This is a genomic window from Acinetobacter sp. NIPH1876, from assembly GCF_022808535.1.
Classification (GTDB): domain Bacteria; phylum Pseudomonadota; class Gammaproteobacteria; order Pseudomonadales; family Moraxellaceae; genus Acinetobacter; species Acinetobacter higginsii.
The window spans coordinates 156,058-172,542 of sequence record NZ_JALGBR010000001.1; the positions used below are offsets into that span (position 1 = coordinate 156,058).

At 41.7% G+C, this 16,485-nt stretch carries 13 protein-coding genes; 10 read left to right on the top strand and 3 right to left on the bottom strand.

All coding sequences use genetic code 11. The annotated features are described in order from the left end of the window. Positions 1 to 3: 3 nt before the first annotated feature. The 9 genes from MN869_RS00725 (at position 4) to MN869_RS00765 (ending at position 11,312) form a co-directional block, all read left to right on the top strand. Positions 4 to 2,271 (top strand): TonB-dependent receptor, encoded by a 2,268-nt coding sequence (locus tag MN869_RS00725; protein WP_004807313.1) that lies wholly within the window; start codon positions 4 to 6, stop codon positions 2,269 to 2,271. 26 nt (positions 2,272 to 2,297) lie between these two features. Next, positions 2,298 to 3,554 carry an MFS transporter gene (locus MN869_RS00730; RefSeq protein ID WP_279324126.1) on the top strand — a complete coding sequence of 419 codons (1,257 nt, stop codon included), beginning with the start codon at positions 2,298 to 2,300 and terminating at the stop codon, positions 3,552 to 3,554. Between the two features lie 200 nt (positions 3,555 to 3,754). Next, complete coding sequence (locus MN869_RS00735) at positions 3,755 to 5,878, top strand: HAD family hydrolase (protein ID WP_033133087.1); 2,124 nt, start codon at positions 3,755 to 3,757, stop codon at positions 5,876 to 5,878. A gap of 84 nt (positions 5,879 to 5,962) precedes the next feature. After that, a complete protein-coding gene (locus tag MN869_RS00740; RefSeq protein ID WP_033133088.1) occupies positions 5,963 to 6,586 on the top strand; it encodes a 2'-5' RNA ligase family protein in 624 nt (207 codons plus the stop codon). A 2-nt stretch (positions 6,587 to 6,588) separates the two neighbouring features. Next, on the top strand, positions 6,589 to 7,107 hold the full coding sequence (gene cobU / locus MN869_RS00745) for a bifunctional adenosylcobinamide kinase/adenosylcobinamide-phosphate guanylyltransferase (RefSeq protein ID WP_033133089.1): 519 nt from the start codon (positions 6,589 to 6,591) through the stop codon (positions 7,105 to 7,107). Position 7,108: 1 nt separating this feature from the next. After that, entirely contained in the window at positions 7,109 to 8,179 is a 1,071-nt protein-coding gene (gene cobT / locus MN869_RS00750) for a nicotinate-nucleotide--dimethylbenzimidazole phosphoribosyltransferase (protein WP_033133090.1), read from the top strand. Then, complete coding sequence (locus MN869_RS00755; RefSeq protein ID WP_033133091.1) at positions 8,169 to 8,774, top strand: histidine phosphatase family protein; 606 nt, start codon at positions 8,169 to 8,171, stop codon at positions 8,772 to 8,774. Before cobT ends, MN869_RS00755 begins: the two co-directional genes overlap by 11 nt. A 110-nt stretch (positions 8,775 to 8,884) precedes the next feature. Then, the gene (locus MN869_RS00760) at positions 8,885 to 10,468 is read left to right on the top strand and encodes a histidine-type phosphatase (RefSeq protein ID WP_033133092.1); all 1,584 of its coding nucleotides are present in this window, start codon (positions 8,885 to 8,887) and stop codon (positions 10,466 to 10,468) included. Positions 10,469 to 10,568: 100 nt separating this feature from the next. Further along, positions 10,569 to 11,312 carry an adenosylcobinamide-GDP ribazoletransferase gene (locus MN869_RS00765; RefSeq protein ID WP_033133093.1) on the top strand — a complete coding sequence of 248 codons (744 nt, stop codon included), beginning with the start codon at positions 10,569 to 10,571 and terminating at the stop codon, positions 11,310 to 11,312. Positions 11,313 to 11,374: 62 nt separating this feature from the next. Here the strand turns inward: MN869_RS00765 and MN869_RS00770 are convergent, their stop codons facing one another. From MN869_RS00770 to MN869_RS00780, 3 genes are all read right to left on the bottom strand, one after another. Then, positions 11,375 to 12,838, bottom strand: coding sequence for a PepSY domain-containing protein (locus MN869_RS00770; RefSeq protein ID WP_033133094.1), 1,464 nt, complete (start codon positions 12,836 to 12,838; stop codon positions 11,375 to 11,377). A gap of 3 nt (positions 12,839 to 12,841) precedes the next feature. After that, positions 12,842 to 14,953, bottom strand: a complete 2,112-nt coding sequence (locus tag MN869_RS00775; protein WP_033133095.1) for a TonB-dependent receptor — start codon at positions 14,951 to 14,953, stop codon at positions 12,842 to 12,844. A 73-nt stretch (positions 14,954 to 15,026) separates the two neighbouring features. Next, positions 15,027 to 15,530 (bottom strand): hypothetical protein, encoded by a 504-nt coding sequence (locus MN869_RS00780; RefSeq protein ID WP_033133112.1) that lies wholly within the window; start codon positions 15,528 to 15,530, stop codon positions 15,027 to 15,029. Between the two features lie 119 nt (positions 15,531 to 15,649). On the opposite strand from MN869_RS00780, the gene MN869_RS00785 reads away from it, so the two are divergent. Continuing rightward, positions 15,650 to 16,468, top strand: a complete 819-nt coding sequence (locus MN869_RS00785; protein ID WP_033133096.1) for an AraC family transcriptional regulator — start codon at positions 15,650 to 15,652, stop codon at positions 16,466 to 16,468. Positions 16,469 to 16,485: the final 17 nt, after the last annotated feature.

Consider the following 16,485-nt stretch of genomic DNA (forward strand, 5'->3'; position numbering starts at 1 on the left):
TTTATGAAAGTACGTTCACTTTCGACATCATTAACGCTGTTAAGCTTAGCAATCAGTACTCAGCTATATGCTCAAACAGTTGAAACAGATGCATCTGTTCAAACGACTGCTGCTGTTACAAGTCAGAAACCAACACAACTTGCACCTATTGTGGTGACAGCCTCGCGTTCAGCACAAAGTATTGCTGAAATTGCAGGTACGGTGTACCGCATTGAACAAGAAGATATTGCAAAACAAGCCGCTGCGGGTAAAAGCACAGCAGATATTTTAGGCTTATTAGTTCCATCGCTTACACCAAGCTCTGGTACAACCAGTAACTATGGAATGACCATGCGTGGTCGTACAGTCCAGTATATGATTGATGGTGTACCACAAACGGGTTCGCGTGATAGTTCACGTCAATTAAATAGTATTAGCCCTGATATGATTGAGCGTGTTGAAGTGGTCTCTGGTGCAAGTAGCATTTATGGCTCTGGTGCAACAGGCGGGATCATCAATATCATTACTAAAAAAGGGTCGACCGAGGGTGTTCATTTTGAATCAAAACTCGGTGTAACTTCAGGCGATAACTTTAAAAATGATGCCTTGGCTTATGAAGCATATCAATCTGCTGCATTTAAACAAGGGGACTGGAATGGTTTCTTAGGGGCAAGCTATACCAAGCGCGGTGAGATTCAAGACAGTCATGGCGATCGAATTGGACCTGAAGTTGCTCAGACTGACCGTCAAGATACGGAAACCATCGATGTCAATGGTCGCTTGGGATGGCAGTTTGCTGATAAGCAAAGTATTAGTATTGGTGCACAATATTATAATGATGAACAAGACAGTGACTATGGTGCAGACTATGGACCAGGCTTAGCTGTTTTACTTAGAGGTGCAAAACCAAGCCAGAAAGCAGTGAAAGGTTTGGAACTAGACAGTCAGCCAAGAACAAAACGTGCAGCTGTAAATGCGCAATATGAAAACCAAGATTTCTTTGGTCAGACTTTAAATGCAGAAGCTTACTATCGTACTGAAAAAGGTCGGTTTTATCCAAGTGCAAACTATTTAGCACATGCAGCCCATCCTCAAAAAGGGATGTATATTGTTACTCAATCGGAAACTGATATTGATGTATTTGGTGCGCGTTTAGCTTTACAAAGCAAATTAAACCTTGCGGAACGCGCTTTACATCTCACTTATGGTGTCGATTATGACAAAGAAAAAGGCAAGCAAACCGCACAGCTTTATGATCTAAATACTTTTATGAGTAGTAATGGTCTGAAGTTCAAACCATTAAATAATTATGGTTTTGGTCCAGATGTAGATACTGAGAAGTTAGGTTTCTTTTTACAGAGTCAATTTGAAGTCACTGATCGCTTAAATTTACAGGCAGGCGTGCGCCATGAGCGAATTGATAGCCAAGTGCAGGATTCTGTTCCTTATTCTGAAGCGATGATTGCAGATTTTATTCCAACATATAATCCAGTAACTTTAAAAGGTGGGTCGGTCAAGCATGATGCGACTTTATTTAACTTAGGGGCTGTTTATCATTTAACAGATGCTCAACAAGTCTTTGCCAATTTCTCTCAAGGTGCAAACTTGCCAGATGTACAACGTATGCTCAGAGACGTTCCAGCAAACTTTGTCGTAAGCAATCAAACCATTGATCCAATTAAAGTGAATAGTTTTGAGCTAGGTTGGCGTCTACAAGACAATGCTCTAACCACAGGGCTTACTGCGTTCTATAACAAGTCGGATAAATCTTTGAAATTTGGTCCACCAAACTTTGCAATCGAAGTGATTGATACCGATGAGCGTGTTTATGGGCTAGAAGGTAATGTGAAGTATGCGGTGACTGATGCATGGAATGTCGGTGGTACTTTGGCTTATACACGTGGTCAATTTAAAAATACCAGTGGCAAATGGCAAGAGTTAGATGCCATCCGTGTTGCACCCTTAAAAGGAACTGTCTATTCAGATTGGCAATTTAACGATGGTCTAGGTTTGCGTGTTCAAACCTTGGCAATTGGCGGTACAGACAAAGCGCGTAAAGAAGCCATTGAAAATGGTAGTCGCCCACCTGCTGAAATTAAAGGTTTTGCAGTTATGGATGTGATTGCCAATGCGAAAGCCGGTCCGGGTACTTTAGGATTTGGTGTTTATAACGTTTGGAATACTGATTATAAGTCTGTATATAGCCAAGCAGTTTCGACAGTGTATGGCGATATTTCTAGTCTAGCTGCACAAGGTCGTACTTATGGTTTGAGTTATACCCTCAAATACTAATCTAATCAAAAAGGCATCTGTTTTAGATGCCTTTTCTTTTGATGATTTTCATGATGAACAATAATTTAAAGTTTTTAGCGCTAGCTGCTTTGATCAATGGAACTTGTTTTTCCATGATTCTCCCTTTACTTGCCCCATTGACACGACAATTACATTTATCTGAATTCCAAGGTGGTGTGATTGTTTCAGCAGGGGCAATCTGTATGGCAATTGCCTCGATCTGGATTGCGAAAAAGAAAAATCAGCTATCTCCCAACCAACTCGTCAATTATGGCTTTTGGGGAATGACCTTTACTTGGGCTATTTTCACCTTGATTCTGTATTTTGGATCACAAGCGATTTTACCCACGTTATTGATTTTTATCTTACTGGTATTGAGTCGTGCTTCTACAGGTATTTTTATGGCTTTGCCACAAATTGGTCTGCAAAGCTATGTAATGACACATGCGAGTGAAGCCGCTGAACGTAGCAAGCAAATGGCGATGTTTGGTGCGATGAATAGTTTTGGGATGATTATCGGCCCGTTTGCAACCTCAGTTTTATTGTTTGGTGGTTTACTTTTCCCAATGTGGATTGCTGTGGCTTTACTTGGCTTAGTCAGTATTGCACTCGGCATCCTGTTTAGTAAAAGTCCGCAAGTTCAGGCTGAGTCATTCAATCCGCAACAAGATAAAGATAATGCACGAGCGAATGAGCCAATTCTGAAGCAAAGTCTGATCTGGTTAACTCTAGGTTTTGTCACTTATGTTGCAATTGTGACTTTAAATATGACGGCAGGTTTTTATATTCAGGATAAGTTTTATCTCAGTAGCCAACAGAGTGCAGTTTATTTTTCTCAATGCATGTTGGTCGTTGGCATTTGTCTAGTACTGACCCAACTTTTAATCGTGAAAGTGTTTAAACTCAAATTAAATAGTTTGGTGATTATTGGTTTAGTCACAATGTGTTTTGGTCTATTATTTTCACTCTACGCACCTACAATTTTTGTATTTCAGGCAAGTTATATTTTTTATGGTATTTCTGTGGCGTGTTTATTACCTGCATTTACCACAGGTGCTGCTCAAGCCGTATCCCAGCAATCACAGGTTAAGATGGCAAGTTTTTGTACGGCAACACAGGCATTGGGTTTAATTGTTGGCCCCTTACTCAGTACATTCCTGTACCGCTTTAATACCCATTTCCCATTCTATCTATTACTGTTTTTAACCATGTCGATTGGCCTTTATTTTAGTTGGATGTTGATTCGAAAAGAGGATGAAACCGCATTGCTATTTGATGAATAAAAGGGATTTTGGCTAAAAATGACTCATCTTTTTCCTCATAATGCAAGTATTCCGACTGTTTCAGTCATATATTGCTATGATGAGTCGCCTTTGTGTTTATTTTTTGATCAAATTTATTTCATTTATTGACGTTTTGGATTTTAACGGGATTTTTTATGTACCCTATAAAACGTCATAACAAGATAGATAAAGGAGTAAAGATGCTTATTTTTCATGATTATCCTGTTCAAGGAGCACTTTTTGACATGGATGGAACAATGTTTGATACCGAGCGCTTACGCTTTCAGACATTGAAACAGGCATCAAAAGAGCTGATTGGACAGGAATTTTCTGATGAATATTTGATGCAGTGTCTCGGCTTAAGTGCCAAAGCATCGGAGCAACTGGCACAAAAGTTTTATGGTACAGATGTTCCTTATACTGCCATTCGCAAACGTGCAGATGAGGTGGAATTGGAGTCTGTACGTAAAAATGGTGTGCCGATTAAAAAAGGTTTGGTTCAAGTTTTAGAACGTTTAAGAAAGTCTGGTCTAAAAATGGCAGTTGCGACCTCAAGTCGTCGAGCAATTGCAGAAGAATATCTAATTAATGCCAATGTTTATAAATTTTTTGATTTGTTGGTCTGTGGGGATGAAGTTGAAAAAGGAAAACCACATCCAGAAATCTTTTTAAAAGCGGCGCAGAAGCTAAATTTACAACCGCAACAATGTTTAATGTTTGAAGATTCGGAAAACGGGATTTGTTCAGCCTATGATGCTGGCGGTATCACGATTTTATTCAAAGATATTAAAGAACCCAATGATCATATGCTCTCTAAAGCAAATTTTTACTATCAGGACATGTATGAGTGCCTGAATGCTTTGGATCAATATGTCCCTGAAATGGGTATGCCACAATTACAAGAATTATTTCCGCAAAGTGTCAATCAATTGACTGTTGGGATTCATGGCTTTGGTGCCATTGGTGGGGGATATGTAGCACAGATCTTGTCCTATTGGGATGGTTACACACGCCCAAAACGGATTCTGGCATCAACCCGAAATCGTCTTTATTTGGAATCCGTGAACAGTTTTGGCAGCTATAGTATTCGATATGGTCAGTCTTCCTATGATGAGCGTATTGATAATCTCACTGTGATTGATGCTGACAATGAACAGCAGATGTTAGAGATGTATATGCAATCTAGCCTGATCGCACTGTGTTTGCCAGAACAGGCAATTGAGTCCGAGGCGAAAACGATTGCGAAGGGACTATTGGCCCGTTTTATGTCAGCTGATGCAGACAACAATGAGCCGATTACCTTTTTGATTATTCTGAATAAAGTGTGCGCAAAGTATTTGGTCTTAAAACATATCCGTGAAGCCTTACTTTCTATGACGGATGAAGATATTGCAGAACATATTTTAAGTGAACATTATTTTTGCGATACCGTGGTCAATCGAATGGTGTCAAAACTGACGGATCAAGCCTTATATCGTCAGCTCAATATCAAGCACAATTTATTTAAACAATATCAAAATGATCTCAATCCAGAAACGATTGAACTTACAGAGGAAACCGCCCTCACTGAAAAGCAAGAACAGCAGATTACTCATTGTTTAGAAGACATGCGTGGGCAGTTTCAAACAGGGCAATTCTTACAAAATATGGACTTGATCCTATTCCATAGTGAAATGGATATGCCGATTTACGTGGAAAATCGCAGTCCATTGTTGAGCAAAATGCGCCAAATGATTTTGGTGGATCAGATTTCTGAGATTCAAATCATTAAAAATCGACTATGGAATGGATGTCATGCCATGTTAGCGTGGTATGCCAGTGCACTTGGACATGAAACCATTGGTATCGCCATGGCCGATTCCAAAATCATGAAATATGTAGAGCAGGTGGTCAACGAAGTTAAATTGGGTTTGGCTAATATGATTCCCAACCAAGCCAAAGAACTGGATCGGATGGCGGAAAGTTTTCTGCATTCTTGCCGAGCCGCCTATAAAGATCCATGTGAGCGTGTAGCTCGTGATCCGCTTAGAAAACTCAATCTGAATGAGCGTGTTTTAGGCAGTTTAGAATCTCATGTGCAGCAACAACTTCCTTACCAGAAGTTAATGCAAGGTGCAATTTATGGCTATGCTTATGCGCTGAAAATGCTTGAGCTGGACGAGATTAAGATTGTAAAACATGTCCAGACCAATATTGAGCATATGGACATTACTGAAAATCAGAAGAAAGCCTTATTAAACCAGCTCTATCACGGAATTCAGGCGCAACTCAATGATAATGCATTCATGTCACAGTTGGAGGAATTGAAACCTCTAACTGTATAAGCGGCAATGATCACGGTGAAAGTACCTTAACTTCTATCTGGGTTTATGTTTGAATAACACAACTTTATCTATGATGCTGAAGTTGTGTTATTACAAGCAGACACCCAGTTGATTGCGACCGCAATACGCGATTATCCTGAATGGCACAAGGGTCGCTCAGATTATGGGCTTTGGTATATAGAGATTGATCAACCTGAATTGATTCAATATTTAGATGAAATCCAGGCACAATTTTCAGATCTATTACTTCCTGCACAGCAACGCCAATATCACATTACTTTATTTGTGTGTGGTTTCTTGCAGCCTGCTGTCAAGCAATACGACGATGATTTTCAGATTCAACAATTACAGCAGCAGATTAAGCAGATTGAAGCATTACAGCTCACAGCTTTTGAGCTGGAAATCACACAGATCGATAGCTTTAGTAGTGCTTTGTTCCTACAGATTAAAGATCAGCAGGGTGTACTAACCCAAATTCGGCAGCAATTTGCCCATGTATCTGAAGAGATCGCAGCACTTGAATATTGTCCGCATATTACTTTAGGTTTGTATGATGAAGCTTGGCCGAGTGATAGGGTATTGCAGCGGATACAACAGCTTCCGTTAAAAACCATGAAGATTCAGGTCAAAAAACTGACTTTCGGCTATTATAAGGCACAGATTTTACAAGGATTACTGTATCCTTATCAGCAAATTGAACTAGGTTAGATATGTTGCAACTAATTTTAGGTGGGGCCCGCTCAGGTAAAAGTCGTTTGGCAGAACAAACCGCCAAAGAGACAGGTTTATCGGTCATTTATATTGCAACGGCGCAGGCCTTAGATGCAGAAATGCAGCAGCGTATTACGCATCATCAACAGCAACGTCCAGCCCATTGGCAAGTGTTTGAAGAACCGATTTATCTTGCCGACCGGCTTTTACAATTGGATCAGCCTGATCAGCTGATTTTGGTCGATTGCTTAACCTTGTGGCTGAGTAATCTTTTATTGGCTGAAGACCCAGCCTTGCAACAACAACAGATGCAAAAACTATTTGAAGTCTTACCGCAACTACACTCTCAAATTATTTTGGTCAGTAATGAAACTGGACTTGGAGTGGTACCGATGGGAGAAATCAGCCGTTGTTTTGTCGATGAAGCAGGGCGTTTGCATCAGACCTTGGGGCAACTTGCCAATAAAGTCATGTTTTGTGTCGCAGGCTTTCCAATGATTTTAAAAGATGAGAAATAACATGACTGAACAAGCACAATGGTTTTTAGCTGCAGTACAACAACCAGATTTAGATGCCAAACAACAAGCTGAACAACGTCAACTGCAATTGACCAAACCTACAGGGGCTTTAGGGCAACTTGAGCAGCTAGCCATTCAATTGGCGAGCTTACAGGGCACAGTACATCCTCAAATTCAACAACCTTGGATTACGATTTTTGCAGGCGATCATGGGGTGGTTGCAGAAAATATTTCGGCTTATCCGCAAGCCGTGACCCGTCAAATGCTGCAAAATTTTGCCTCAGGTGGTGCAGCTATTAGTGTGATTGCCAAACATCATCATGCACATTTACAGGTTGTGGATTGTGGAACTGTAGGTGAGGCCTATGATTATGTAGGGGTTGAGCGCCATTGCATTCGTGCAGGTACAGCCAATTTCGCTCAACAAGCTGCAATGACGGAGCAAGAATGCTTAGCAGCTTTGCAATTGGGTAAAGACAGCGTTGATCGCGCCAAAGCACAAGCTGCTGATATTTTTATTGCAGGTGAAATGGGGATTGGTAATACCTGTTCAGCTTCAGCACTGGCGTGTTTATTGTTGAATGAAGATGCCGCACAACTGACCGGTGTGGGAACAGGGATTAATAATCAACAGCTGCAACATAAAATCTCTGTCATTGATCAGGCAGTGAAACAACATCAAGCAGCTGTTGCTGACGATGCTTTAAAAATCTTGGCTGCTGTTGGTGGTTTGGAAATTGCTGCAATGACGGGTGCCTATATTCGCTGTGCACAACTTGGTTTGCCAATCGTGGTGGATGGTTTTATTAGCTCGGTTGCCGCTTTATGTGCGGTACGCATTCAGCCCCACAGTCGTGCATGGATGCTGTTTGGGCATCAATCGGCTGAATATGGCCATCATCGTGTGCTAAAAGCCCTAGAGGCTCAGCCTATTTTAAATATGAATTTGCGTCTTGGTGAAGGTAGTGGTGCAGGAGCTGCATTGTCGATGCTGCAACTGGCTTGTGTGTTGCATAACCAAATGGCCACCTTTGCTGAAGCTGCTGTGACAGGTGATAAAGTTGCACCTTGATTTGCTGCGGCACGGTGAAACCACACTGAGCCATACTTTGCGTGGGCATCTCGATGATGCCTTGACTGAACACGGTTGGTTGCAAATGCAATCCACCGTTCAACAGCAGCTTGATGCTCAGGTACACTGGGATGTGATCATCAGCTCGCCCTTGCAACGCTGCCAAAACTTTGCGGCCGCATTAGCCAAACAACTCGAATTGCCCTTACTACTCAATGTTGAAATCAAGGAAATGTATTTTGGTGATTGGGAAGGTGTTGCGACTCAAACTATTTATGAAACAGCACCTGAATTATTGGCAAATTTCTGGCAATTCCCAACTCGATATCATGCGCCGAATGGAGAGTCGTTGAATCAATTTCAACAGCGTGTCATGCACGGTTTTACTGAAATTTATGTTCAAATGCAGCAACATAACTGGAATAGAGCATTGATTGTGACGCATGGTGGGGTGATTAAGTTGCTGACCTGTTTGGCACGTCAGCACAAACTAGATGAACTATTAACCATGCCCGCAGAGTTAGGAACGTTATATGCTTTAAAGCTAACTCAAGTTGACAATCAAATTCACTTTTCTGAAATGACAGCAACTTAGTAGTCATAAAATCTTATTCTGTTTCCAGTATTTGCTTGGGTCATGTAATCGAATTGTCATTGCGACTGCCTATGATACATGGCATTTCTTGACCTATAAGCAAATCATTCATGAATATATTATTGAAAAGCAGTGTGTTATGCGCGAGCATTGTATTAGCGGCATGTAATAACGACGATCACTCAGAATCGCAAACAACCCCTGAAAATAACGCTGAATCAAAATATTATCAGACTAAAACTCCATACCAACCACAACAAGATTTCAAAAAATATGAAGCCATTCCGCAAGGCTTTCAGCCTGTATTTACAGAACTGGTTGCACGTCATGGCTCACGCGGTTTATCCAGTATTAAATATGATTTAGCGCTGTATAACCTTTGGAAACAAGCCAAAGCTGAACATGCACTCACACCTTTAGGCGAAAAGCTGGGAGCAGATTTAGAAAGCATGATGAAAGCCAATATTCTTTTGGGTTATGGTGTGGATGGCATTCGTCAGTTTGGCTATGGCAATGAAACGATGCAAGGTATTCAGGAGCATCGTGGTATTGCTGATCGCTTATTACAACGCTTACCAAATCTGTTTAAAACCGCAGCACAACAACCGACATCAATTTTAGTGCAAAGTTCGGGTGTAGACCGTGCGGTAGATAGCGCCAAGTTTTTTACTGCTGAATTGATTCAACAGCAACCGCAATTAAAGGCACACATCACCCCAATTTCATACACCAGTTTAGCTAGTAGTAGTGTGCCAACGATTGAAGATGGTGGGGTGGATCGTTTTAAGCTTTATTTTCATAGTTTGAATAAAGATCAAGATTTAGCACAGCCTTTATCAGGACAACAACAGGCAATTTACGATGCCAGCCAAGCCTATCAGCATTTTGAAGAAGAGGATGCAGGTCTGGTCAATAAGTTAAATGAACTTGCGAAAAATAGTCGTGCTGAACAAGTGGCAAAGAGCGTATTGAATCCACTGTTCAAAACAGAATTTATTCAAAAGTTGGGAACCACGGGCTATGTATTTAGCAATACTGGTTCATATAGCGTCACTTCGCCTAAAGGTGAAACCATCACTGAAAAAGGTAAGGGTAAAAACAGTATTGCCAGTGCTGTGGATGCTGCGGCCTATGTCTATGAGTTATATTCAATATCAGGCGGTATGAAAACTGAATTGAAGGGTGTGAATTTTGATCAGTATATGCCTGTAGATGCTGCAAAATTTTATGCTGAATTTAACGATGCCAATGATTTTTATAGCAAAGGGCCAAGTTTTACCGAATCGAAGAACGTCACCAGTGCAATTGCTCAAGGCCTAAAGCAGGACTTATTTAAACAAGTCGATGCGATTGTAGATCAGCAGCAAGCACATCGTGCGGTATTACGTTTTGCCCATGCCGAAATTATCATTCCATTGGCGACCAGTTTAGAGTTGCACAATATGATGCAACCTTTGCCTTTACGTCAAACCTATAGCTACAACAGCAGCACTTGGCGAGGTGAGGTGGTGTCACCCATGGCAGCGAATCTACAGTGGGATATCTATCAAGACAAGCAAGGCACAACCTTGGTAAAAATGTTCTATAACGAGAAAGAAACGTTGTTTAAGTCGAGTTGTAACTACGCACGTTATAGTACGAACAGTTTTTATTATGATTATTTGAAGCTTAAACAATGTTATCAAATTCAATAAACTAAGATATTCAGTCTTTTCATTTGGGAATAGCTTGCTATTCCCAATTTTATTTCTTCATAATCCATGCATGATAAACCCGTTGTCATTGAGAGGTTGCATGACACCTTTTTGGATTGCCTTGCAGTTTTTGACTGTTTTACCAATTGAACTCAAAACGATGCCAAGCGCAAAACAGAATGGTCAGGCCATGCTGTTTTATCCTTTGGTGGGTTTATTGCTTGGGTTGATTTTGTTTGCATCTGCCATGTTATTGGCAAAGCTTCCGATCATCTTGAGTGCGGCAGTGATTCTCGTACTCTGGATTTGGCTGACAGGTGGATTACATCTGGATGGTTTAGCGGATACAGCCGACGCATGGGTCGGTGGATTTGGTGATCCTGAACGAACCTTGAAAATCATGAAGGACCCTGCATGTGGTCCAATCGGGGTGCTGAGTTTAGTTGTCGTCTGCTTGCTGAAATTTGTGGCCTTATACGTTTTGCTTGAACAACAAATGGCTGTTTTTTTAATCGTCTTGCCTATGCTTGGGCGCAGTGTGCCACTGTTTTTATTCCTTACTACGCCTTATGTACGTGCTCAAGGCTTAGGCCGTTCTATGACAGATTTTATGCCTAAAAAACAACTTTGGATGGTTTTTGTCATTACAATAGCATTGCTTTGTATGTTTAAATGGCTTGGATTAATTGCCTTACTGGTTTTTTTAGTGCTGCTTTTTTATATGCGATCATTATTTATTAAAAGAATTGGCGGGATTACTGGGGATACTATAGGTGCTGCAATTGAGCTGGCTGAAACTGGCGTGCTTCTCAGTGCTGTGATTGCTTCGTTCTATATCATTTAAAAAAATTGATCACTTGGATTGGCGTGATCCTCCTGTAAACAGAAGAATCACTTTGAGTGATGTTAGCGTTTATGCAGTTGAACCCAGAAACCCAACACAGCGAGTAAGGCAACCAGTGCTGCAATCGTAGCTAGAATGATATCTCGAAGCGTTTTATCTATCGGCAACCATGTCCATTTGTGTAAATAAGCAAAACTAAATCCTTCTAAGGCATCTTGTTGTGTGACCTGAGCTGCAATCACACCGCTGCTCGGTTCTATATACAGTCTGAGTTGATTCTCTAACTGGGTCTCAACCTTGATCACAGGTAAGCGTTTGTTGATAAATCCATATTCTCCTCCAAAACTTGTCACCCATGAGGATTGTTTAATCTGCTCTGGCTTTAAATCTAAGTAGCTAGCAGCTAATTGTTTGCTTTGTTCGAGAATATCAAGCGCTTTACCATTACCCGCATCTATAAACTGAATCGCGGGAGCTGCTGTTTTGGTCACGTGATGATCATGCGCTTTGTTTGCCGCCGTCATGCTGCCTTGTAAAGGAGCTTGTCCGATAGCTTGAATCATCCATGCAGCACGAGTATGTGTCTGGCTAAAGGTGGTGGGCACAAGATCCAGACGCTGAATGGGCTGCTGAGTAACCTGCTGCCATACTTTGGTACTTAGATCAGCCGTATGGAACACAGGTTGAATATTTTTTATATCGGGCTTTTTTTGCCAGATATGATAGAAACCACTGAACACCCAGAGCAGAATAAAGACACTTAAACTGATACCTAAATAGCGATGTAGAAATTGGATCGGTTTTTGCCCTAGACGGTGATTGCGCCGATTATGAATCTTAAAGAATAAGCCAATCCCCATAAAAAGCATGCACAATATGCCAATCAAAGCGATTTGCATGAGAATAGTTTGACCTGTCCAAGTTTGATCACCCCACGTCCAGGTATGACCTAAGCGGAATATTTTTGCCATCCACATCATTTGATCATTAGACAGCGTGGCCAGTCGTGCTTGTGAAGGATCCACATAGGCACGTAAACCATTTTGAAAATCAACACGCCAAACTGGCAGTAAACGATTGACACTCGGATAATCATCGCTGAATTCGGTGATGATTTGACTGGATACAATTTCTTGTTGAGAGAGACCCGTGTACCAGCGCGCTAAACGTTCGGCATCTTGTTGTTCTGCATTAACCAGCAATTGACTGGTCTGACTATCATAGTATTCAGCAATCTTTTGATTAGGCTGTAATATGCGATAGGCAATCTGCTGATTTTCTAATTCAATTACCTGCAAGGCTGAAAATTGCACGATTTTATGTTGCTTGAGAACATCTGTTGCCGCTAAGGCATGTGTTAAATCCAATTGTTGAGATGGAGGCATTCGTTTTACAGGCTGAGGTTGTGTTGCACTCATCATCGGATGCAACACACCTGTTAAAGACCAAAGTAAAACGAGAACGCCCAACACCATCCCAAAACTACGGTGCAATGCCAGTAGTTTTTTCAGTTGTTTGGCATTCATTGCTTATTTCCCAAAATGATAACGTAAACCTAATAAATAGGTACGTGGTGCAGCGGGGGTATAACTGACTTGGTTATTACTAAATGAGGTACTTTCCGCATAATGCTGATCTGTGGCATTCAGGATTTGCCCGTAGATTTCATAAGCATTTTTACGGTAATTGGCGCGCAGATTCAGCAAAGTATGGCCATCATACTTTTCCGTATTGGCATCATTAATCCAGTAAGAACCGACATAAACCGCTTCTGCAGAGAGTAATAGCTCAGGTATTGGTTTGATCTGGTATTCAAGCGTACCAAATGTTTTAGGCGCACTTGGCATGGTGTTGCCGCTATAATCTAAAACACTCGACGGTTGAAATTGCTGATATTCATGTTTGGCCACACTACCTGAGAGTTTTAAGCGCTGATTATATAAATCACTGAGTTTCCATGTTCCCCCAATTTCAATTCCCTGATGTAAGGTTTTGCCTGCATTGCGTGGCTCGCGTGTGTTATCTGGCTTGGTATAGCTCATCACTTCATCTTCGCCTTCTAAGCGATATAGGGTGATTTCACCATCTAAGCGATCATCGAATAATTTAAAGCGCAGACCTGCATCAATATTATTAAATGTGGCTTCTTTCAAGTCAGGTGTCACCAGATTCGCCCCGTATAAACTGCTCACCTCTGGCGGTACAAAACCTTGCGACCAATTACTATAAAGATCAAGCGCTGGGGTGATGTTCCAGACAAAACCGACTTGCGGGCTAGCTTTCTGAAAATCACGTTTCTCATTCGGTGCGCCTGTGGTTTTTGATGGAATTAATTTATTTTCATAGTCATAACTAATCCAGTCATAGCGTGCACCACCAACTAAATTTAAAGTCGGTAACACTTGCCAATTGGCTTGTGCATAGAGGGCTTGGTTATTGACGTCTACATTAAAGTCGCGTAAGCGCTGGCGTTGTTGATAACCGGTATATACCAAGGTATTCGGGTCACGGAATACCTGAATATCATTGGTTCTGGCTTGGTTAGGAGAATGGTCAGCCATCGCCCCAACAATCAGTTTGACCTGATCAAATGTCGCTGAATGCTGCGCATTTAAGCCATAGGACTGAAAGGCGTTATAGGTAGTTTGACCGCTATAAGTACCCGTCGGTGTGCCATTTTTAACATCGGTACGGATGTTATAACTTGGATTTTGTTCGGTAGTATTGTCACGATAATATAAGGTAACTTGACTCTGTTGCTGATCATTCCATTGATGGCTAATTTGAGAAGAAAGCCGTGTGGCATCGACTTCACGATAGGTGAATGTTTGGTAGCTGTATCCAGGACGTTTGCGATAATCATCCGGATTTAAGCTACCGGTCATATCCGCTTTTAAATGGTTATAGCTGAGGATATTTTTGATTTGGGTGGCATCAGAGATATGCCAGTCGTGTCTGAGTGTCACACTCTGTTTATTGCTTTCAGCATGGTCTTGCCAGCTATCACCACGATCACTGGCATAGGCAGAAAGTCTTAACCCATGCTCACCCCATTCGCTATCAAAGCTATTCGATGCACCGACATCGACACGGCGATACCCTTTAGAACTGGCACTGATGCCCAGATTGGCTGTGGGTGTAGTACTCGGTGCTTTGGTGAGGAAATTAATGGTTCCACCAATCGCATTGCTGCCATATAAGCTGCTAGCAGGGCCACGTAAAATTTCGATACTATCAATGCCCGCCAAATTCACCTCATATAAGGCATTGTGGTTAAACACACCCACAGGACGAATCGAAATACCATCTTCTAAATATTGATAAACGGCTGCTGTGGTAATCGGTTGGCGAATGGACATCATATGCTGTTCATTGCCCAAGTCATTCATTAACACGCCTGGGGTTTGATTCAGCACTTGTCCAATAAAGGTTGCATGTTTATCTTCAATCTCCTTGCTATTCATTTTACTGATCGCAGCAGGGGTATTATTAATCGATTCACCTTCACGACTTGCGGTGACAACAATGGTGGCTAAGGTTTTGGTGGTATCAGATGGCACAGTTTCAGCAAAAGTAGCAGAACTATAGCCAACAGACAGGCACGCAGCCGCTAATACAGACAAACGGAATTGAGTATTCATTATGAACTCTATAAAAAGCAATAACTAAGGGCGCACCAACGTTATTAACGGGGCACGAAGTAAAATTTGCGATTTATAAAGTCAGTGGTGGGGCTTGTTTGATCGGAAAAATATAAAAGATGCGGGCGATGTGCAGATCTTCTGTCCACGTATGGCACAGGCAGCGAACACGACTGAACCAAGCCAGTAGAAATATAATAATGAATGCAATCAGCGGGACGATCACAGCGGCATCTAAACCATGGGAGCATAATGGACAATGCTTCATGATTTGGCTGGCCAGTGCATACACGTGTTGTGCATATTCACTCAGCTGGGCATGTTTGACATGCTCTAGCTGCGGTCCGTGATGCATGTCGTGCATACTCTGTTGATGATGACCTGAATGTGTCTGTGACATCAACGAGACATTTTGAATTTCTGTGACTTGGCAATGGCTTGGCATTGCATAAAGTGCAGGAACGACGCCTGTATGGACCATCGTTGGTAGGAAGATATGCCAGAGTAAACATAGCAAAGTAATCGCGCCAAAATAGGCACGCCACTTAAGCAAATGTTGACGAAAACTGGACTTCATATCAGCGATACGTCGTAGGAGAAATGTGGCAGCAGTATAATCAAAAAATGACTTATAGATCAAAGCAAAATTAAGGTATTCTGAGACTGCTGAATTCAATTTTTTATAGGCAGATCAGCGTGTCAAAAATAGCAAATCATTCTGATTGGATTGTCAGAGCTTCAGATAGTGATCGCTTGGAAAGGATTGAAGCTTTCTTTTCTGATCATGCATATGAGTCACATCAACATGATACCTTTGCGATTGGTCGAACCTTGTCTGGTGTGCAAAGCTTTCATTATCGTGGTGAGGTTAGACATAGCCAGCATGGCATGACCATGGTATTGCATCCAGATGAAAAACATGACGGTAGTGCAGGGACTCAAGACGGCTTTCACTACCGAATGATGTACGTTGAACCTGCGTTGATTCAAAAGATCATGAAAGGCAAACCACTGCCTTTTTTCAAAGATGGGCTGAGTGATGATCCACGGCTTTATCGAGTCACCCACACACTTTTGCAAAATATGCAGGATCCATTGGATCTTTTAGAAGAAGAAGATGCTTTATATGACTTGGCGACAACCTTGTATGAAGTTGCAGGTCAGCCAGTACGTGCGCGGCAACGCTATGATTATATTGCGGCGGAGCGTGCTAGAGAGTTTATACACGCTTCACTGGGTCAGAACATCAGTTTGGATGATTTAGAACAGAATATCCAACGTGATCGTTGGAGCCTTTCTCGTGATTTTAGACTGCTATTTGGCACCAGTCCGCATCGTTATATGACCATGCGTCGGCTAGATATCGTGAAAAGGTGTTTGATGTATGGAGAGTCACTGACTCAGGCCGCCATCATTGCTGGTTTTTTTGACCAAAGCCATATGACTCGGCACTTTAGCAAAGCCTTTGGAATTACCCCAGCAAGATGGAAAGAGATTTATACACATCAGAAATAAGCTGTGCTTGCGACTAA